Annotated in this window: 19 protein-coding genes; 8 read left to right on the top strand and 11 right to left on the bottom strand. The window is 70.7% G+C overall.

The features are described 5' to 3' along the window. The first annotated feature begins 491 nt into the window (after positions 1-491). On the top strand, positions 492-911 hold the full coding sequence (locus QSK34_RS14670; RefSeq protein ID WP_285584343.1) for a hypothetical protein: 420 nt from the start codon (positions 492-494) through the stop codon (positions 909-911). Then, positions 908-2,278 (top strand): hypothetical protein, encoded by a 1,371-nt coding sequence (locus tag QSK34_RS14665; protein WP_285584342.1) that lies wholly within the window; start codon positions 908-910, stop codon positions 2,276-2,278. The genes QSK34_RS14670 and QSK34_RS14665 overlap by 4 nt, the downstream gene beginning before the upstream one ends. Here the strand turns inward: QSK34_RS14665 and QSK34_RS14660 are convergent. Both QSK34_RS14660 and QSK34_RS14655 read right to left on the bottom strand, forming a co-directional pair. Continuing rightward, positions 2,244-3,206: a zinc-binding alcohol dehydrogenase family protein gene (locus QSK34_RS14660; RefSeq protein WP_285585298.1), complete on the bottom strand. Its 963-nt coding sequence runs from the start codon at positions 3,204-3,206 to the stop codon at positions 2,244-2,246. The genes QSK34_RS14665 and QSK34_RS14660 overlap by 35 nt on opposite strands. Before the next feature lie 76 nt (positions 3,207-3,282). Next, the gene (locus QSK34_RS14655) at positions 3,283-3,624 is read right to left on the bottom strand and encodes a winged helix-turn-helix transcriptional regulator (RefSeq protein WP_328794393.1); all 342 of its coding nucleotides are present in this window, start codon (positions 3,622-3,624) and stop codon (positions 3,283-3,285) included. A gap of 114 nt (positions 3,625-3,738) precedes the next feature. Between QSK34_RS14655 and QSK34_RS14650 the strand changes: the two genes are divergently transcribed. Then, positions 3,739-5,106, top strand: a complete 1,368-nt coding sequence (locus QSK34_RS14650; RefSeq protein WP_353051390.1) for an MFS transporter — start codon at positions 3,739-3,741, stop codon at positions 5,104-5,106. On the opposite strand, the gene QSK34_RS14645 is transcribed toward QSK34_RS14650, so the two are convergent. Further along, a complete protein-coding gene (locus QSK34_RS14645) occupies positions 5,103-7,400 on the bottom strand; it encodes a phosphoketolase family protein (protein ID WP_285584340.1) in 2,298 nt (765 codons plus the stop codon). The two genes, QSK34_RS14650 and QSK34_RS14645, sit on opposite strands and share 4 nt — an antisense overlap. Before the next feature lie 40 nt (positions 7,401-7,440). Here QSK34_RS14645 and QSK34_RS14640 point away from each other — a divergent pair, with 40 nt between their 5' ends. The 3 genes from QSK34_RS14640 to QSK34_RS14630 are packed head-to-tail and all read left to right on the top strand — an operon-like array spanning position 7,441 to position 9,951. Continuing rightward, complete coding sequence (locus tag QSK34_RS14640) at positions 7,441-8,481, top strand: acetate/propionate family kinase (RefSeq protein ID WP_285584339.1); 1,041 nt, start codon at positions 7,441-7,443, stop codon at positions 8,479-8,481. A gap of 43 nt (positions 8,482-8,524) precedes the next feature. Then, the gene (locus QSK34_RS14635; RefSeq protein ID WP_285584338.1) at positions 8,525-9,091 is read left to right on the top strand and encodes a hypothetical protein; all 567 of its coding nucleotides are present in this window, start codon (positions 8,525-8,527) and stop codon (positions 9,089-9,091) included. Further along, positions 9,088-9,951 carry a PrsW family intramembrane metalloprotease gene (locus QSK34_RS14630; RefSeq protein WP_285584337.1) on the top strand — a complete coding sequence of 288 codons (864 nt, stop codon included), beginning with the start codon at positions 9,088-9,090 and terminating at the stop codon, positions 9,949-9,951. The genes QSK34_RS14635 and QSK34_RS14630 overlap by 4 nt, the downstream gene beginning before the upstream one ends. Here the strand turns inward: QSK34_RS14630 and QSK34_RS14625 are convergent. From QSK34_RS14625 to QSK34_RS14595, 7 genes are all read right to left on the bottom strand, one after another. After that, a complete protein-coding gene (locus QSK34_RS14625) occupies positions 9,895-10,539 on the bottom strand; it encodes a pentapeptide repeat-containing protein (protein WP_285584336.1) in 645 nt (214 codons plus the stop codon). The two genes, QSK34_RS14630 and QSK34_RS14625, sit on opposite strands and share 57 nt — an antisense overlap. A 17-nt stretch (positions 10,540-10,556) precedes the next feature. Beyond that, positions 10,557-11,087: an EF-hand domain-containing protein gene (locus QSK34_RS14620; protein WP_161480783.1), complete on the bottom strand. Its 531-nt coding sequence runs from the start codon at positions 11,085-11,087 to the stop codon at positions 10,557-10,559. Positions 11,088-11,173: 86 nt separating this feature from the next. Then, positions 11,174-11,896, bottom strand: a complete 723-nt coding sequence (locus QSK34_RS14615; RefSeq protein ID WP_285584335.1) for a dienelactone hydrolase family protein — start codon at positions 11,894-11,896, stop codon at positions 11,174-11,176. Between the two features lie 12 nt (positions 11,897-11,908). Beyond that, positions 11,909-12,463 carry a TetR/AcrR family transcriptional regulator gene (locus QSK34_RS14610; RefSeq protein ID WP_285584334.1) on the bottom strand — a complete coding sequence of 185 codons (555 nt, stop codon included), beginning with the start codon at positions 12,461-12,463 and terminating at the stop codon, positions 11,909-11,911. Further along, positions 12,456-13,277, bottom strand: coding sequence for an alpha/beta fold hydrolase (locus tag QSK34_RS14605; protein ID WP_285584333.1), 822 nt, complete (start codon positions 13,275-13,277; stop codon positions 12,456-12,458). Before QSK34_RS14605 ends, QSK34_RS14610 begins: the two co-directional genes overlap by 8 nt. Before the next feature lie 19 nt (positions 13,278-13,296). Continuing rightward, on the bottom strand, positions 13,297-14,502 hold the full coding sequence (locus QSK34_RS14600; protein ID WP_285584332.1) for an RNA polymerase sigma factor: 1,206 nt from the start codon (positions 14,500-14,502) through the stop codon (positions 13,297-13,299). Continuing rightward, positions 14,499-14,885, bottom strand: coding sequence for a YciI family protein (locus tag QSK34_RS14595; RefSeq protein WP_285584331.1), 387 nt, complete (start codon positions 14,883-14,885; stop codon positions 14,499-14,501). Before QSK34_RS14595 ends, QSK34_RS14600 begins: the two co-directional genes overlap by 4 nt. An 81-nt stretch (positions 14,886-14,966) precedes the next feature. Here QSK34_RS14595 and QSK34_RS14590 point away from each other — a divergent pair, with 81 nt between their 5' ends. Together QSK34_RS14590 and QSK34_RS14585 are read left to right on the top strand one after the other, a co-directional pair. Further along, positions 14,967-15,713: an MBL fold metallo-hydrolase gene (locus QSK34_RS14590; RefSeq protein ID WP_285584330.1), complete on the top strand. Its 747-nt coding sequence runs from the start codon at positions 14,967-14,969 to the stop codon at positions 15,711-15,713. Positions 15,714-15,759: 46 nt separating this feature from the next. Then, entirely contained in the window at positions 15,760-16,782 is a 1,023-nt protein-coding gene (locus QSK34_RS14585) for an NAD-dependent epimerase/dehydratase family protein (RefSeq protein ID WP_285584329.1), read from the top strand. On the opposite strand, the gene QSK34_RS14580 is transcribed toward QSK34_RS14585, so the two are convergent. Then, entirely contained in the window at positions 16,779-18,221 is a 1,443-nt protein-coding gene (locus tag QSK34_RS14580; RefSeq protein ID WP_285584328.1) for an MDR family MFS transporter, read from the bottom strand. The genes QSK34_RS14585 and QSK34_RS14580 overlap by 4 nt on opposite strands. Positions 18,222-18,258: the final 37 nt, after the last annotated feature.

Below are 18,258 nucleotides of genomic sequence, written 5' to 3'. Positions count from 1 at the left end.
CTGGCCGTACAGCGCCTACGCCGTCGAGGCGGTCGGGAACGAGATCGTCGTCCACACCAAGGGCGGTTACGGCATGGGCGACGACCTGATCTCCTACCGGACCCGCGACGGGCTCACCTGGGACAAGTGGATCCAGAACGAGCGGGCAGAGCGGACGCCGCGGGACTGCCACGGCGCGGCCTGTTTCCGGGTCGTGCGCGGTCGCCTGGGCGTCCAGGAGATCCGCGGTGGGCGCTGGACGACCGTCTGGGAGATCCCCGACGAGGCCAGGGACCGTCTCGTCCGCCGCCATCCCGATCCGCCGTTCGGCCACCGCGAGCCGGTGGAGTCGTTGGCGGTGGCGGTGACTGAACGGCTGGTGGTGGTCGCCAACGGCGCCGACGGCATCGCCCTGCGGGGACGCCCAGGGCGCCTGGCACCGGCTCGGCGTCGGTCCGGACGGCTTGCGGGCCTCCAGCGCGGTGCCGTTGACCACGCCGGGCCGTTACGACGTGACCGACCTCGTGGCGCTGGGTGCGCTGGCCGCCGCGTTGCTGGCGCTGCTCGCGGGCGCCCGCAACTGGCCGATCGTGATCGGCGGGGCCGTGCTGCTCCTGGGCCTGCGATTCGGCCTGAGCATGGCGGACTCGACGTTGGGTTTTCTCGGGATGCCGCCCGCGCTCCTGCTCATGGTGGTGGGGACCGGGTTGTTGTCCTGGGGGATCAGCAGGGCCGGGCCGACCGGACGGCTGGTCGCGGTGAGCCTGGTCACCGGGCTGGTGGCCGGGTCGGCGGTGCTGGCGCCCTACGCCGCCTGGAGCGCGGGCGCACTGGACTTCTACACCGACGCCGGTCGGGCGTCCCTGGCCGCCTTCACGCTGGTGACGGCGGCGGGGATGGTCACCGGCTACCTGAAAGGCGGGCGTCGATGAGACGGGCATCGTGGATCGGTCATCCGCTGACCGTGCTGGCCCTGGTCGTGCTGGTCGTCAACGACCACCTGCTGAAACACACCTGGCCCGGGGTGGTCACCGGGAAGCTCAGCGACGTCGCCGGGCTGATCCTGCTGCCCGCCGTGCTCGACCTGGCGCTCCGCCGGCCCTGGCTCTCGATCGCGGTCACCGGCGCCGGGTTCACCCTGGTCAAGGCCTCGGAGACCGGGGCGTGGCTGGCCTCCGAGGCGTGGTCGCTGGCCTGGGGGCCCTCGGTGATCCTCGCCGACCCGACCGACCTGCTGACCCTGCCCGCCCTGTACGTCGCCTGGCTCGCCTCCCGGCACCCCGTGCCCGTGGGGAGGACCGTCGTCGTGTTGCTGACCCCGGCCGCCGTGCTCGCGATCACCGCGACCAGCATCGACCGTTCCTACGTGCCGCCTGCCGCCTACTCCACCCAGGTCATCGGGAACTCGATCATCGTCCACACCGCGCTTGAAGGCGAGTGGGGCGGCTATGTGACCACCGACGGGCGGACGTGGTTGTGGTGGCCTGCCCTGAAGAGCCCGCCGCCCTCGGTCTCGTCGTGCGCGACCGGCCGGTGCTATCGGATCGTGCCCGGGCGGTTGATGGTCGAGGAGGCGTCGGCTGGGGACGATGACTGGACGACCTCGTGGGAGTTGTCGGAACACGTACAGGATCGGCTCCGCCGTGCCCACCCGGCCGACCTCCCCGAGCTGGTCCCGCCGGTCGAATCGCTGAGCGTGTCGGCGGTCCCTGGGCTGGTCGTGGTCGCCAACGGCGCCGACGGAGTGGCGGTCCGCGACGCCTCGGGCACGTGGCGGCGCTGGGGACTGGATCACGACGGGCCCGACGAGTCGCTCGCGGTGCCGGTCGACGCGCCCGGCCGTTACGACGACCAACTGCCCCGCCACGCCGCGCTGGTCGCGATCGCCGCCGGGCTGCTGGTTCTGGTGCTCGGGACACGCAGCGTCGCGTTCGGGATCGGCGCCGTGGCGCTCTGGGCGGCGGCGTGGGGATGGATCCCGCTGCACCCCGAGACCGGCAACCTGCTCTTCCCCATGGGCGTGGACGTCATGGTGTGCAGGCTCGCGCTGCCGCCGGTCGCGGTCCCTTTTGTGATCTTCAGTGCGGCGGAGGCGCGCCCCCCGTGGTGGGTCTGGCCCTTCGGAGTGGGCACGGGCGCGCTTACCTGGCTGGTCGTCATGGCGCCGTTCACGGCCTGGAGTCAGGGACTCGTGCCCACCTACAGCCAGGCGACGGTGCTGGCCGTGGTGTTCGCCGCGGTGACGGCGGCGACGGGCGCCTGGGTCATGATCCGATCCGTATCACCGCGGCGCCGTTGACCCGGTCGTGGGCCAGATCGGTGAGCGCCCGGTCGGCCTGGTCGAGCGGGTAGGGCGTGGTCTCGACGGTGAGCGGGTGCTCGGCGACGAACTCCAGGAAGGCGCGGCCGTCGGCGCGGGTGTTGGCCGTCACCGAGCGCAGGTCGCGCTCCTGGAACAGGTGCCGGTCGTAGTTCAGGACCGGGATGTCGGTCAGGTGGATGCCGGCGACGGCGAGGGTGCCGCCCCGGTCGAGGGCTTCGAGCGCGGTCGGCACCAGGTCGCCCACCGGCGCGAACAGGATCGCGGCGTCGAGTTTCTCGGGCGGCTGGTCGTAGGCGCCGCGGGCGGAGGCCGCGCCGAGTTCGAGGGCGAGCCGCCGCGCCTCCTCCGACCGGGTCAGCACATGGACGGTCGCCCCCTGCTCGATGGCGACCTGGGCGGTCAGGTGGGCGGACGCGCCGAACCCGTAGACGCCGAGCCGCCCGCCGGGGGGCAGGTCGGCCCGCAGCAGCGAGCGGTAGCCGATGATCCCGGCGCACAACAGCGGCGCGAGTTTCTCGGCCGGATAGTTCTCGGGCAGCGGATAGACGTAGTCGCGCGGCGCGACGAGATATTCGGCGTAACCGCCGTCGGCGTCCCATCCCGTGTACGTCGAATAAGGGCACAGATTCTCGTTCCCGCGACGGCAGTAACGGCAGGTCCCGTCGGTCGACCGCAACCACGCCACCCCGACGCGTTCACCGGTGTCCACGATCCGCCCGACCGCCTCGTGGCCGGGCACGGTCCGCGGCCGGTGGACGGCGAGATCGCCTTCGAGAAGATGCAGGTCGGTACGGCACACCCCGCAGACCTCGACCTTGACGAGCACCTCGCCGGGCCCCGGCACGGGAACCGGCAGCCGGGTGAACTCCAGCGTGCCCGGCCGGGCCACCACCCAGGCGTTCATCTCCACACGTCCGACGATAGGCGGCCACCCGCAAGGAATTGACAAAGGCAGCCGATAGCCACGCGGCCGACCCAGATCACCCCGGAGCGGATTCACCGACCAGGCGGTCGTAGTTCTCGCGGGCGGCGGCGATCTGGGTCTGGTGGGCCTCGGTCCAGGTCACCAGGGCCTGGATCGTCTCGTGCAGGCTCTCGCCGAGCGGGGTCAGCTCGTAGTCGACCCGAGGCGGCACGACGGGGAAGACGGTGCGTTTGACCAGGCCGTCGCGTTCGAGGTGGCGCAGGGTGCGGGCGAGCATGCGCTGGCTGATGCCGTCGATCTCCCGCTTCAGCTCGGTGAAACGCATCGTCTTGTTGTCGAGGAGCGCGATCACCAGCAGCGACCACTTGTCGGCGATGCGGTCGAGAATCTGCCGCACTTCGCAGTCTTCGCGGCTGTCCCATTGGAATGCGTCGTAGTCGGGGCCGGTATCTCCACAGTGACCGGGTGTCAAAAAAGTCCCGTCTTCCATAGCTCGCAATGGTTACCCAGGATGGAGTCGCTTACAAGAGGTAACCGACTCAGGGGGCCACACATGCGCACGTGGGGCGTGCTTTTTGTGCTGTGCGGAACGATTTTCATGGAAGGCGTCGACGTCGCTCTGCTGAACGTCGCCCTTCCGGCCATCAGGGCCGATCTCGGGTTGTCGACGGGGGTGCTGAGCGGCGTGGTGTCGGCCTACGTGCTCGGGTTCGGCGGGTTCATCCTGCTGGGCGGGCGGGCCGCCGACATGCTGGGCCGCCGGCGGATGTTCCTGCTCTGGCTGGGCGTCTTCGTCGTCTTCAGCGGCCTGGGCGGGCTGGCCACCGAGGGGTGGATGTTGCTGCTGGCGCGGTTCGTCACGGGGGTCGCGGCGGCGTTCATCGCCCCGGCCGGGCTGTCGCTGATCACGAACAACTTCGCCGAGGGCACGTTACGCAACCGGGCCCTGATCATCTATGGCGCGGTCGGCGGCGCCGGATACTCGCTCGGCATGGTCACCGGGGGCGTGCTGACCACGTTCGGCTGGCGGTGGGTGTTCTTCGCGCCGGTCATCTTCGCCTCGTTGCTGCTCGCGGCGGCGATCCCGCTGATCCGCGACAACGGCGAGCGCGCCGAGGGCCGCTTCGACCTCGCCGGGGCGTTCACCGTGACCGGCGCGATGCTGCTGCTCATCTACGGGGTGGTCCGGCTGGAGCACCCCGACCTGTGGGCGGTGCCCGTCTTCGCCGCCGCGTTCGCGCTGGTCGCCGCGTTCGTCGCCATCGAACGCCGGGCGCCCCACCCGTTGGTGCGGCTCGGCCTGCTGAAGACCGGCACGCTCGCCCGCACCAACGTCAGCGCCGTCCTGTTCATGGCCGCGTTCTCCTCCTTCCAGTTCCTGGTCACCCTGCACCTGCAGGAGGAGCGCGGCTGGTCGACCCTGGAGACCGGGCTGATCATGGCCACGATGGGCGTCGACGCCATTCTCGGCCCGACGGTCACGCCGTGGCTGATCAGGAAGTACGGCACGGTCCGGGTCATCCTCGGCGGCGCGGCCGTGGGCGCGGTCGCCTACCTGCTGTTCCTGCCCACCGGCATCGACCAGGCGGCGCTGATGATGCTGCCCGCGCTGCTACTGGTCGGGGTGGCGTTCGCGCTGGCCTACGGGCCGTACACGATCGCGGCGACCGACGGCGTGGCCGAACGGGAGCACGGTGTGGCCGGCGGCCTGCTCTACAGCTGCTTCCAGTTCGGCATGGCGCTCGGCGTCTCGGCAGCCACCGCGGTCTACGCGACCGGGTCGCTGCACGCCGCCCTGTTCATCCCCGTGGTGGGGGCGGCCCTGGCCGGAACGGTGGTCGCGGCACGGGCCCGCAAGCCCGAGACGGTCTTCGCCTAGAAGGTCCAGTCGCGGATCTCGGGCGCGTCCTCCCCGTGTTCACGGGTGTAGGAACGCGCCCGCAGCCGCGCGTCGGTCATCTCCTGGCGCAGGGCGGCGTACCGGACCCCGAGCCCCTCCACCCGGTCGATCACGTCTCTGACCAGGTGGAACCGGTCGATGCCGTTGAGCATGGCCATGTCGAACGGGGTGGTGGTGGTGCCCTCCTCGCGGTAGCCGCGCACGTGGAAGTTGTCGTGGCCGTGCCGTTTGTAGGTCAGCCGGTGGATCAGCCACGGGTAGCCGTGGAAGTTGAAGATGACCGGCTTGTCGGTGGTGAACAGGGCGTCGAACTCGGCGTCGGGCAGGCCGTGGGGGTGCGCGGCCGGCGGCTGCAGGCGCATCAGGTCGACGACGTTGATGACGCGTACCCGCAGGGCGGGCAGTTTCTCCCGGAGCAGCGAGACGGCGGCGAGGGTCTCCAGCGTCGGGACGTCGCCCGCGCAGGCCAGCACCACGTCGGGTTCGTGCCCGGCGTCGTTGGAGGCCCAGTCGATGATGCCGAGGCCGCGGGTGCAGTGGGTGACGGCCTCCTCCCGGCCGAACAGGTCGAGCACCGGCTGCTTCCCGGCGACGATCACGTTGACGTAGTCACGCGACCGGAGGCAGTGGTCGGCGACCGAGAGCAGCGTGTTGGCGTCCGGCGGCAGGTAGACCCGCACGACGCTCGCCTTCTTGTTCAGCACGACGTCGAGGAAGCCCGGATCCTGGTGGGTGAACCCGTTGTGGTCCTGCCGCCAGACGTGCGAGGACAGCAGGTAGTTGAGCGAGGCCACCGGACGCCGCCACGGGATCTCGCGGGCGGTGTCGAGCCACTTGGCGTGCTGGTTGAACATCGCGTCGACGATGTGGATGAACGCCTCGTAACAGTTGAACAACCCGTGCCGGCCGGTCAGCAGGTAGCCCTCCAGCCAGCCCTGGCACAGGTGCTCCGACAGCACCTCCATGACCCGCCCGCCGGGCCGGAGGTTCTCGTCGGTCGGCAACATCGCCGCCTGCCACTCCTTCCCGGTCGCCTCGTAGACGGCCTGGAGCCGGTTGGAGGCGGTCTCGTCGGGGCCCAGCAGCCGGAACGAGTGCGGGTTGGCCGCGATGACGTCGCGCAGGAAGCCGCCGAGCACCTGCGTCGGCGAGGTCGAGGCGGTGCCCGGCTTGTCGATCGCCACGGCGTAGTCGCGGAAGTCGGGCAGCACGAGCGGCCGGAGCAGCTCTCCCCCGTTGGCGTGCGGGTTGGCGCTCATCCTCCGCGTGCCCTTCGGCACCAGCCCGACGACCTCGGGACAGGGCCGGCCGGTCTCGTCGAACAGCTCTTCCGGCCGGTACGACGACATCCACTCCCGGAGCTGCTCCCGGTGTTCGTCGTTGGTGCGGACCTCGGAGAGCGGCACCTGGTGGGCCCGCCACGTGCCCTCGACGGGCTTGCCGTCGACCTCCTTGGGGCCCGTCCACCCCTTCGGGGTCCTGAGGATGATCATCGGGAGGTGCTCGGGGCGGGTCGCGATCTCGTTGAAGACGGCGTCGAGGGTGCTGGCCATCAGCGGGTGCACCTGGTCGGGGTCGTCGCCCTCGACGACGTAGGGGCGGTAGCCGTAGCCCTCCATCAGCTTGGCCAGCTCGGCCGGGGGGATGCGGGCCAGGAACGACGGGTTGGCGATCTTGTAGCCGTTGAGGTGGAGGATCGGCAGCACGACCCCGTCCTTGCGGGGGTGCCGGAACTTGTTCGAGTGCCAGCTCGCGGCCAGCGGGCCGGTCTCGGCCTCACCGTCGCCGATCACGCAGGCCACCACCAGGTCGGGGTTGTCGAACGCGGCGCCGTAGGCGTGCGCCAGCGAGTAGCCCAGCTCACCGCCCTCGTGGATCGACCCGGGCGTCTCGGGGGCGGCGTGGCTGGGGATCCCGCCGGGGAAGGAGAACTGGCGGAACAGGCGGCGCATCCCGGCGGCGTCCTGGGAGACGTCGGGGTAGAGCTCGCTGTAGGTGCCCTCCAGCCAGGCGTGCGCCACGGTCGCCGGGCCGCCGTGACCGGGCCCGGCGATGTAGATCATGTCCTGGTCGCGCTCGGTGATGATCCGGTTCAGGTGGGCGAAGACGAAGTTGAGGCCCGGCGTGGTGCCCCAGTGGCCCAGCAGACGCGGCTTGATGTGCTCCGGGCGCAGCGGCTCGGTCAGCAGCGGGTTGTCCAGCAGATAGATCTGCCCTGCCGAAAGATAGTTGGCGGCACGCCAGTACGCGGAGACCTGCTGCAGTGCATCCATTCGGGGTCTCTACCCGGCTTCGCGGGGAAGTGTCCTCGTTGTGAGAGTTCTGACGGTCAACGCCGGTTCATCGAGTCTGCAGCTCCACCTCGTCTCCCCGGACGGCAAGGTGCTCGCCGAGCACCACGTGGAACAGGCCCCGACCTCGGCCGACGCCCTCCTGGAGTTCCTCGACGAGAAACCCGACGCGATCTCTCACCGGCTGGTGCACGGCGGGCCGATCGTGCGGGAGCCGGTGCGGGCCACGCCGGAGCTGGTCGACCGCCTCTCGGAGATCGCCGACCTCGCCCCGCTGCATCTGCCGCCCGCCCTGAGGCTGGTCAGGGCATCGCTGGAGGCTCTGCCCGACGTCCCGCAGGTGCTCTGCCCCGACACCGCCTTCCACGCCGGCCTGCCCGAGGTGGCCTGGACCTATCCGCTCCCCGCCGACTGGCGGGCCCGCTTCGGCCTGCGCCGGTACGGCTTCCACGGCCTCTCCTACGCCCACGCGCTGCGCCGGGCCGGCGAGCTGGTCGAGGCGTCCCAGCTCGTCATGTGCCACCTGGGCGGCGGCGCGTCGGTGTGCGCCGTGCGCGACGGACGGTCGATGGACACCTCGATGGGCTTCACGCCCCTGGAGGGCGTCCCGATGAGCAAACGGTCGGGCAGCGTCGACCCCGGCATGCTGCTCTGGCTGCTCGACGGGCGGCTCACCCTCGCCGAGCTGCGCGACGGGCTGGAGCGGCACTCCGGGCTGCTGGGCCTCTCGGACGGCTTCTCCGGCGACACCCGCGACCTGGTCGAGGCGGGCGACACGTTCACCCTCGACGTCTACTGCCACCGCGTCGCCCGGGAGATCGCCGCCGCCGCGACCTCGCTCGACCGCCTCGACGCCCTCGTCTTCACCGGCGAGATCGGATGGGACCAGCCGGAGGTCCGCGCGGGTGTCTGCCGCCGCCTGGGCCTGCTGGGGGTGCGGGAGCCGGTGGGTGGCAACCGTACCGACGACGGCCTGATCAGCACCGACGGGGTGCCGGTCCTGGTGGTCGAGACCCGGGAAGAGCTCCAGCTCGCCCGGGAAGCAGGTTTTGTTCTGACGTAGCCGGTTATGAGTCGGGAATCCCCCCTGTTCTCATAGGGGTCTCATGTCGCGCACCGGATGGCCCGGATCGATCGCGATCCTGGTGATACTCGGCATCCTGGCCATCGGCCTGCCGCTGGCCAACTCCGTCGTCGCCGACGTCGCGGTGCCGCTCAGAGCGGGCACGGTCATCGAGGTCGGCCAGGCGTTCGACGGCGGCTCACGCCCCGTCTCCATGCCGGTGCCCGCCGGGTGGTCGCTCGACGAGAGCGCGTCGTCGTTGTCGGAGTCGGTGACGCTGGTCAGCGGCGGGGCGACCGTCCAGCTCGGAGCGATCGACGTCGCGTCGGCGACTCCGCAGGAGCTCTGGACCGGTCAGCACCTGATCTTCAAGGCGCAGGGCGTGCCCGTCAGAGCCGAGAGCCCCACCCCGATCCAGACCGTGCAGGGGGTTCCCGGCCTCGTCGGGATGATCACCTTGGACGACCGCACCGGCACCCAGGCCGTCTTCGCCGCCCCTCAGCAGGGTGCGAGCGTCCTGGTGGGCGGCGACGCGGCCGCCGTCGCCGCCCACCGCGACGACATCAGCCAGATGATCGCCTCGATCAAGTTCGCCGGAGGCCCGCAGTGACCGGCCGCCCCGCCTTCTGGGTCTGGCTGCTCGGCGTCGTCGCGGGCCTCCTGCTGATCAACACGACGCTGGTCCCGCAGGCCCGGGTGTTCACGATCGGCACCATGATCGCGTTGTGCGTGCTGGTGCCGGTTCTGCTCGCCGCGTTCTGGTTGTTCACCCGCGTCCGGCCGCTCCGCGCGGCGCCGATCGGCTATTCGTGGATGGCCCTGGCCTGGGGCGGCCTGGCCGCCTTCGGCGTCGCCTTCCTGGCCAACACGGCGTTCAGCTCCCTGCTCACCAAGGCCACCAGCCCGCTCTTCGCCGACCGCTGGGCCGACGCCATCGTCGCGCCCCTCGACGAGGAGACCGCGAAACTCGCCGGAGTGGCCCTGATCGCGCTGATCGCCCCGTGGGTCATGTCGGGCGCGCTGGCCGGGTTCGGCTACGGCGCGATCGTCGGCCTGGGTTTCCAGATCGTCGAAGATTTCCTGTACGTCTTCAACACCATCATCGCGACCGGCGGCATCCAGCAGAGCGGCGACACCGTGCAGTCGCTGTTCGCCCGGCTGGTGTATTCGGCCTGGTGGAGCCACTGGGCGATGACCGCGGTCGCCGGAGCCGGCCTGGGCTACGCCATCGCGCGCACCGACCGGACCCTCGCCGCGCGCGTGACGGTGGCCGTCTCGGCCTGGATCCTCGCCATGCTGATGCACGCCTGGTGGGACTCGCCCCTGCTCTCCGACTCGACCTTCGCCAAGGGCATCCCGCTGCTGGTCGTCGCGATCGTGGTGTTCATCGTGGCCCGGCACCTGGACCGCCGGTCAATCGCGTACGGAGATGCCCAGCGACTGAGCCATACGTGGGGCAAGGTCGAATAGCTGGCTCATCGAGATCGTCGCGCCGCGGAGCGACTCCAGGCCGTCGGCGATCCCGAGGGTGCGCGCCCCCCGGAAGTCGACCTTGGCGAGCTGGGCCTTGTCGAACCGGACCTCCTCCAGCTCCGACCCCGGGAACGACACCTCCTTGAGGGTCGCCCCGGCGAAGTCGACCTCACGCAGCAGGCAGTCGTCGAAGGTGACGTTGCGCAGCGTGGCCGACCGCAGGTTGACCGAGTCGAGCTTGCAGTTGTGGAAGACCACCTGGTGGACCTTCGAGCCGAACATCGGCACGCCCGACATGGCGCTGGAGATCACCTCGACGTCGAACCAGTCGGTCTCGGCGAGGTTCACCCCGATCCACCGGACGGTGTGGAACCAGACGTCGTTGTAGCGGCTCCGGTCCATGCGGCCGTCGTTGATCGTGACCTGCTGGACCGCTGACTCCATGAACCGGGCGCCGACCGTGTTGACGTCGTCGAGTGTGGCGTCACGGAGGTGGACGCCGTCGTAGTCGCCCTCCCGTTCGAGACCGCCGGTCAGGGGCTCGAGGTAGGGGGCGTAGGGGAGGTCTTCGAGTTCGCGCGGCATCGCGCCATTCTCGCAACTCAGCGCGCCGGCACGTCGATCCGCCCGAACACCAGCGACCCCGAGGCCCGCTGGTCGTCGCCCGACCAGAACTCGGCCCACAACTCCCCGAACTCGGTGCGGGACAGGTAACCGTCGCCGTCGCCGTCGAGTTCGTCGAAGATGTCGTCGGTGTCGGTCGGCACGCCGGTCCACCCCACGATGAGCTGGTTGTACTCCCGGGCCGAGATCATGCCGTCGCCGTTCACGTCGACCGCGTCGAACATCGACAGGGCCGTGGTGGCCATCGCGTGGGGCATCTCGTTGAGGCGGTCGACGATCAGCATCACGTCGTCGAGGGTGACCCGTTCGTCGCCGTCGCGGTCGGCGGTGAGGAGGGTGGCCCACCAGTTCATCATGATCGCGTAGATGCGGCCCTTGGGTTGCCCCTGGATCGCCGCCCACCGGCTCGCCAGCGCCTCGAAGTCGGACTCGGTCAGGTAGCCGTCGCCGTCGACGTCCATCGCGCGGAAGACACCAGTGATCTTGCGGTACTGAAACTTGGTAGCCATCGGGCCACTCCCTTCACGGGTGGGGGGACCTTGATGGTCACCAACCCGGGCGAGCGGCCACGATGACACCCTCAGTGACATTTCTCTTACTGCGAGTGATCGGCCGTGAACGCCATGATCTGACGCCAGGCGTCGTCGCAGGCCTCGGCCCATTCGGCGAACGAACGGTCGAAGAACGAGTGGGGGGCGCCGTCATAAATGACAGACCTGTTGGGTGTGCCCGCGGCGTCGAGTGCGGCGGTGAAGCCGTCGAACTCCTCGGGGGTGGACGCCGTGTCGGCGCCGCCGCGCAGCAGCAGGATCGGGGCGCCGGGCGTGGTGGGCACCTCGCCGATGCGGCGGATGGCGCCGTAGAAGCCGATCGCGCCGGCCAGGCCGCTGCCGTGGGCGCCCAGCCGCCACGAGTGGGAGCCGCCGAAGCAGAAGCCCACGGTGAACACCGGCGCGGGCAGCTCGGCCCGGGCGGCGGCGACGTCCATGTCGACCTGTTCCGGGGTGACCTGGGCGACGTGGGGCTGAAACTCGAAGCCTTCGCCCCGATCGTCGGTTTCGGCGGTGCGGCCGAAATAGTCGATGGCGATGGTGTGGAAACCCGCCTCGGCGAACCGGACGGCCAGGTCGCGGTAGTAGGGGTGGAGGCCGCGGACGTCCGGCAGGATGATCACCGAGCGGCCGTTGGGCTCGGCGGGTTCGGCCCGGTAGGCCAGGAAGCGGGTGCCGTCTTCGCTGGTCAGCGTGGTCTGCTCCTGAGAGGCGACCGCCCCGGCCACCGGCGGCGCGGGTGGCCTGCTGTCGGTGCTGTGACACATGGGGCGATCTTGTCACACGGGTTTCGGCAGGCCCGCGATCACCATCCCGATCAGCCGGTGGTAGCTCTCGTCGATGGCGTACGGCAGACCGAAACCGCCGACCGCCTCTATGGTGACGAACCCGTGGACGGCGGCGCGGAAGGCGCGGGTGGCGTGGATGGCCTGCTCGCCTTCGAGCCCGTACGACCGCAGCGCGGCCAGCGTGATGTCCACGAGCTTCTGGCCGGCCTTCGACAGTTCCGGCGACGCGGTCTGGATCATGGCGGCGTAGCGGCCCGGGTGGTCTTTCACGTAGCCGCGCCAGGCGTCGGCGTAGGCGCGCAGGGCGTCTTCACCCGACCGGCCGGCGACGGCGGCGAAGCCGCGCTCGGCGAGCTGGTCCATCACCCTGATCGACACCAGTTCGGTGAGCTCGGCCAGGTTGCGCACGTGCTTGTAGAGCGAGGGCGTGGCGACTCCGGCCCTGGCCGCCACCGCCGACAGGGTGACGGCGGCCGGGCCGTGCTCGTCGACGATCGCCATCGCGTGGTCGACGACGATCTCGGGCGTCAGGCCCGCCCTAACCACGTGTGTGCTCCGCGAGGAACGGCAGCACGGCGTCGGCGACCCGGTCGGGGAACTGGGCGTGGGGGTAGTGCCCGGCGCCCGGGATCATCGTGACGGCCCCCGCCCGCATGGTCGCGACGATCCCCTCGGCCTCGGCTCTCGGGTCGCCCCAGTCGGGGTCGCGGTCGCCCATGACGACCAGCGCGGGGGCCTTGAGCAGGGGCAGCTTCTTGTCGGCGTCGACCGGCGGGTTCATGCCCATCTTCGCCACGACGTCCATGTGCAGCGTGGTCTCCAGAGTGGTCAGGTAGGCCTGCCAGTCGGCGGGCTTGGGGCCCGGGTAGGCGTGGTCGAGGTACTTCTTCCACATCTTCCCGCTGCGCAGGACGGCGGTCGCCATCAGCAGCATGATCCCGCGCCGGTGGTGCCCGTTGCGCAGCAGTGCCCCGAAGTCCGTCTTCTGCGCCCGCGTGAACGGCCCGACCAGCACGACGGCCGAGACCAGTTCGGGCGCGTCGACGGCCGCGATCGTCGCCGACCCTCCGGCGAACGAGTGGCCCACGACGACGGCCGGGCCGCCGAGCTCCCTGATCAGCGCGAGGAGGTCGTTCGCGGTGTCGGTACGCGTGTAGGAGGCCCAGCCGGTGGACGAGTCGCCGTGGCCGCGCAGGTCGACGGAGGCGACCCGGTAACCGGCCGCGACCAGCTTCGGCGCGAGGAACCGGAAGGCCTTCCGGCTGTCGCCCATTCCGTGGGCCAGGACGACCAGGGGGCCGTCGCCGTCGATCTCGTAGGCGATCCGGCCGCCCTCACGCTCCACGTAGCTAATATTCATAGCTTTAAAGCTAAAGTCTTTAGCATTTGCCGTCAAGGCGGGTGGCCTTGTGCTGGAAGTAGCGCTGGCGCGGCAGGCTCGTCGACGCCTCCGCGGCTTCGAGGTAGGCCTTATGCGCCGCCGGGAGGTCGCCGGTCAGCTCCAGCAGGTGGGCGCGGACGCCCAGCACGCGGTGGTCGACCGGCGCGATCGTCTCCAGGGCCGCCAGGCCGGCGGCCGGGCCCTCGCTCATGGCCAGGGCGACCACCCGGTTCAGGGCCACGACCGGGGTGGGGGTCATCTCGTAGAGGACGTCGTACAGGGCGCGGATCTGGGGCCAGTCGGTCTCGGCGGGCGTCGGGGCCTCGTCGTGGAGGGCGGCGATGGCGGCCTGGAGCTGGTAGGGGCCGGGTTCGCCGCGTGGGAGGGCCTCTTCGAGCAGGGCGACGCCTTCGGCGATCCGCGCCCGGTCCCAGAGGGAGCGGTCCTGTTCGTCCATCGGGATCAGGGCGCCGCCGGGGCCGGTGCGGGCGGCGCGGCGGGCGTCGGTGAGCAGCATGAGGGCCAGGAGGCCCGCCACCTCGCCGTCGTGCGGCAGGGTCCGGCGGAGCATGCGGGTCAGCCTGATCGCCTCGCGGGCCAGCTCGACCCGCTGGAGGTCGGGGCCCGAGGTGGTCGCGTAGCCCTCGTTGAAGATCAGGTAGAGCACGTGCAGGACCACGCCCAGGCGGTCGGCGCGGTCGCGGGGCAGGCCGAAGGGCTGGCCGCTCTCCTTGACGGCCTGTTTCGCCCGGGTGATGCGCCGCGTCATGGTCGCCTCGGGGACCAGGAAGGCGCGGGCGATCTCCGCCGTGGTCAGGCCGCCGACGGCGCGCAGGGTCAGGGCGATCTGCGAGGCCGGGGACAACGCCGGGTGGCAGCACATGAACAGCAGCACCAGCGTGTCGTCTCCGGCGGCGGGCGGGTCGGCCGGCACGGGGGTCCAGCGGGCCACCGCCTCCTCCCGCTCGCGGCGGGCCCGCTGGCTGCGCAGCAGGTCGGTCAGGCGGCGGGCGGCGACGGTGATCAGCCACGCCTTCGGGTTGCCGGGCACCCCGTCGGCCGGCCACTGGGTGGCGGCGGCCAGGAGCGCCTCCTGGACGGCGTCCTCGGCCGTGTCGAAGTGGCCGTAGCGGCGCACCAGCGCGGCGAGGACCTGCGGCGCGTGCTCGCGCAGCAGGTCCTCCACACCGGGATGATCCGTCATTCGAACATGTCGTCGAACTGTTCCATGATCGGCCGCACGTCGACGTACTGCCCCTCGCCCTGCTGGCCGGGCGTGTGGGCGAGCCGGGCGGCGATCTCGGTGGCGCGGTCGATGCCGGCGCACTCGACGATCGTGTAGCCGACCAGCACCTCCTGGGTCTCCGGGTAAGGGCCCTCGGTGACGACCGGCACTCCGCCCTTCATCGAGACGCGGCGCGTGTGGACGGGCGCCGACAGGCCCTTGGCGTCGACGAACTCGCCCGACTCGACCAGGTCGTTGTTCCACTTCTCCATGAACGCGTGCATCTCGGCCACCTCGGGGCCGCCGGTCGCCATGGCGTCGAAGTCACGCTGTGAGCCGTACAGCATGATCATGTATTTCATGATCTGTTCTCCCTTCGCTCACCCGATACGTCGGAGCCGGGGACTCCCGCCGGACATGTCCAGAACGCCAAAATACGAGGCATGACGGAGGTCACATTCACCCATGTCGGCGGCCCGACGTTACTCGTCGAGTTCGAGGGTCTGCGGTTGCTGACCGATCCGACCTTCGACGCGCCCGGCCGGCGGTACGACTTCGGCTGGGGCACCTCGTCGACCAAGGTCGCCGGACCGGCGCTCACACCCGAGGAGATCGGGCCGGTCGACGCGGTGCTGCTCAGCCACGACCACCACGACGACAACCTCGACGCCGCCGGACGGGCCTTCCTGAAGGACGTCCCGCTGGTGATCACCACCCACTCGGGGGCCGCCCGGATCGGCGGCACCGGGCTCCGCCCCGGCGAGAGCACCCGCCTGAACGACGTCACGATCACCGCCACTCCCTGCCGGCACGGTCCGCCGCTGAGCCACCCCATCGTCGGCGACGTCATCGGGTTCGCCCTCGAATGGCCCGGTCAGACCCACGGCCCGTTGTGGATCACGGGAGACACCGTCCTGTACGCCCCGCTCCGCGGGACCGCTCGCAGGCTGAAGCCCGGCACGGTCGTCTTCCATCTGGGCGGCGTGCGGTTCCCGATCACCGGCCCGCTGCGCTACACGATGACGGGCCGTGACGCGGTGACCCTGCTCGGCGACATGGCTCCGGCCAACGTCTTCGCGGTCCACTGGGAGGGCTGGTCACACTTCCTGGACGGCCGGGAGGGCATCGTCCAAGCTCAGCTGCCCTTGACCTGGTTCCCCATGGGGGAGGGCCTGACCGCGGAGGTGTAGTTTTCGCTGGCACCCTTTGGGGCATTCGCCCGATATGCGAGTAGTCGTGGTTGGAGCAACGGGTAACGTCGGCACGAGCCTCATCGCGGCCCTGGAGTCGGATCCCAAGGTCACCACGATCGTGGGGGTGGCCCGTAGGCGGCCCAGATGGGAGGGCGGCCCGAAGACCACGTTCCGGGCCGCCGACATCTCCACCGACGACCTGCAGGACATCTTCTCCGGCGCGGACGCGGTCATCCACCTCGCCTGGTTGTTCCAGCCGATGCGGCGGCCGATCCTGACCTGGCGCAACAACGTGCTGGGCGGCATCCGCGTCTTCAACGCCGTCGCCGAGGCCGGGGTGCCCAAGCTGGTGTACGCCTCGTCCGTCGGCGCCTACTCGCCCGGCGGCGGTCCCGTGGACGAGAGCTGGCCCACCCACGGCTGGCCGGCGGCCCCCTACGGCCGCGAGAAGGCCTACCTGGAACGGGTGCTCGACGTCTTCGAGCTCGAACACCCCAGCACCCGCGTGGTGCGGATGCGGCCCGGGTTCATCTTCAAGCGCGAGGCCGCCTCCGAGCAGCGCCGGCTGTTCGGCGGCCCGTTCACGCCGAGGGCGGGCGGAGTCCCGCTGATCCCGGACATCCCGGGGCTGCGGCTCCAGATCCTGCACACCGACGACGCCGCGCGGGCCTTCCACCTGGCCGCCACCCAGCCCGTCAAGGGCGCGTTCAACATCGCGGCCGAGCCGGTGCTCGACATGCCCACCCTGGCGGAGCTCCTCGACGCCCGGCTGATCCCGGTGCCGGTCTCGCTGGCCCGCGCCGCGGTCGCCGCCGCCTGGCGCCTGCGGCTGATCCCGGCCACGCCGGGGATGCTGGACATCGCCCTCCACATCCCGCTGATGGACACCAGGCGCGCCCGCGAGGAGCTCGGCTGGACGCCGCAGCACGCCGCCCCGGAGGCGCTCCTCGCCTTCCTGTCCGGGCTGCGCGAGGGCGCGGGCATGGACACCGAGCCGCTCAAGCCCGACCGGGGCGTGCGGGGACGGATCGAGGAGGTCGCGACGGGCGTCGGCGAGCGCCCCTAGACGCCTGCCGGAACCGGGGGCTCCTCCTTCTCCACGGTCTCGCGCAGCGGGGCCGGGCGGAAGAACAACGTCGCGACCACGCCGAGGGCGGCGATGGCGGCCGACACGAGGAAGATGTGGCCGGTCGCGTCGGCGAAGGCCACCGGGAGCGGGTTGCGCACGGCGTTCTCGGCGACCTGGTCGGCCAGGATCGCGCCGAGGACCGAGACGCCGATGGTGCCGCCGAGGGAGCGGAAGAAGGTGATCGCGCCGCTGGCGGCACCCAGGTCGTGCAGGGCGACGGTGTTCTGGAGGGCCAGCACCAGGTTCTGCATGGACATGCCGACACCGGCGCCGACCAGCACCATCGCCGGGATGATCCACCAGATCGAGGTGGTGTGGTCGATCCGCGAGAGGCCGAGGAAGCCGACGGTGAGGATCACCGCGCCCGAGACGATCCACGGGCGGACCCTGCCGGTGCGGGAGATGATCTGGCCCGAGATCGCCGAGGAGAGCAGCACGCCGGCCATCATCGGGATCGTCATCAGCCCGGCCTCGGTGGGCGTGAAGCCGCGGCCGACCTGGTAGTACTGCCCGAGGAAGACCGCGCCGCCGAACATCGCCATGCCGACCGCGAGGCTGGCGAGGATGGCCAGGGCGGGGGTGCGCTGCCTGATGACGTGCAGCGGGACGACCGGGTCCTTGACCCGCGCCTCCACGAAGGTGGCCAGGCCGAGCAGGACGACCGAGCCGCCGACCATGGCGGCGGTCTGCCAGGAGATCCAGTCGAACGAGTTGCCGACGAAGGTGATCCACACGAGCAGCACGCTGACGCCGGCCGCGATGAGGCCGGCCCCGGCGTAGTCGACGGTCACGTCGCGCCGGACGGTCTCGACCTTGAGGGTCTTGAACAGCAGGGCCCACGCGACCACGCAGAACGGCACCGCGATCCAGAAGCACCAGCGCCAGCCGAGCCACGAGGTGTCGGCGATGACGCCGCCCAGCAGCGGGCCGCCGACGGTCGCCACGGCCATCACGCCGCCCAGGTAGCCGTTGTACCTGCCGCGCTCCTTGGGCGGGATCATCGCCGCGATGATCACCTGGACCAGCACCTGGAGGGCGCCCATGCCGAGCCCCTGGACCGCCCGGAAGGCGATGAGCTGCGCGGTGTTCTGCGCGAAGCCGCAGGCCAGCGAGCCGACGAGGAACAGGCCGACGGCGATCTGCAGGAGGGTCTTCTTGTTGTAGAGGTCGGCGAGGCGACCCCAGATCGGAGTGGTCGCCGTCGCGGTCAGCAGAGAGGCGGTGACAACCCAGGTGTACTGCGACTGCGTGCCCTTCAGCGCCGTGATGATCTGCGGAAGCGCGACCGAGACGATCGTGCTGGAGATCATCGCGACGAAGAGCACGAGCAGGAGGCCGCTGAGCGCCTCCAGGACTTGCCGAGAAGTTTTGCTCACCCGGCAATATTACCCATTGCGCAATTTTGCGCGCACA

Source organism: Herbidospora sp. NBRC 101105 (assembly GCF_030269205.1).
Lineage (GTDB): Bacteria > Actinomycetota > Actinomycetes > Streptosporangiales > Streptosporangiaceae > Herbidospora > Herbidospora solisilvae.
The sequence above is the reverse complement of the archived record's forward strand: the minus strand, read 5'-3'. Positions and strand labels throughout refer to the sequence as shown.

Coding starts and splice junctions, on each gene's coding strand:
- QSK34_RS14665 (WP_285584342.1), top strand. CDS start 908: ATGAGACGGGCATCGTGGATCGGTCATCCGCTGACCGTGCTGGCCCTG.
- QSK34_RS14600 (WP_285584332.1), bottom strand. CDS start 14,502: ATGACGGATCATCCCGGTGTGGAGGACCTGCTGCGCGAGCACGCGCCG.
- QSK34_RS14650 (WP_353051390.1), top strand. CDS start 3,739: ATGGAGTCGCTTACAAGAGGTAACCGACTCAGGGGGCCACACATGCGC.
- QSK34_RS14595 (WP_285584331.1), bottom strand. CDS start 14,885: ATGAAATACATGATCATGCTGTACGGCTCACAGCGTGACTTCGACGCC.
- QSK34_RS14635 (WP_285584338.1), top strand. CDS start 8,525: ATGTCGCGCACCGGATGGCCCGGATCGATCGCGATCCTGGTGATACTC.
- QSK34_RS14625 (WP_285584336.1), bottom strand. CDS start 10,539: ATGCCGCGCGAACTCGAAGACCTCCCCTACGCCCCCTACCTCGAGCCC.
- QSK34_RS14615 (WP_285584335.1), bottom strand. CDS start 11,896: ATGTGTCACAGCACCGACAGCAGGCCACCCGCGCCGCCGGTGGCCGGG.
- QSK34_RS14620 (WP_161480783.1), bottom strand. CDS start 11,087: ATGGCTACCAAGTTTCAGTACCGCAAGATCACTGGTGTCTTCCGCGCG.
- QSK34_RS14660 (WP_285585298.1), bottom strand. CDS start 3,206: ATGAACGCCTGGGTGGTGGCCCGGCCGGGCACGCTGGAGTTCACCCGG.
- QSK34_RS14645 (WP_285584340.1), bottom strand. CDS start 7,400: ATGGATGCACTGCAGCAGGTCTCCGCGTACTGGCGTGCCGCCAACTAT.
- QSK34_RS14590 (WP_285584330.1), top strand. CDS start 14,967: ATGACGGAGGTCACATTCACCCATGTCGGCGGCCCGACGTTACTCGTC.
- QSK34_RS14605 (WP_285584333.1), bottom strand. CDS start 13,277: ATGAATATTAGCTACGTGGAGCGTGAGGGCGGCCGGATCGCCTACGAG.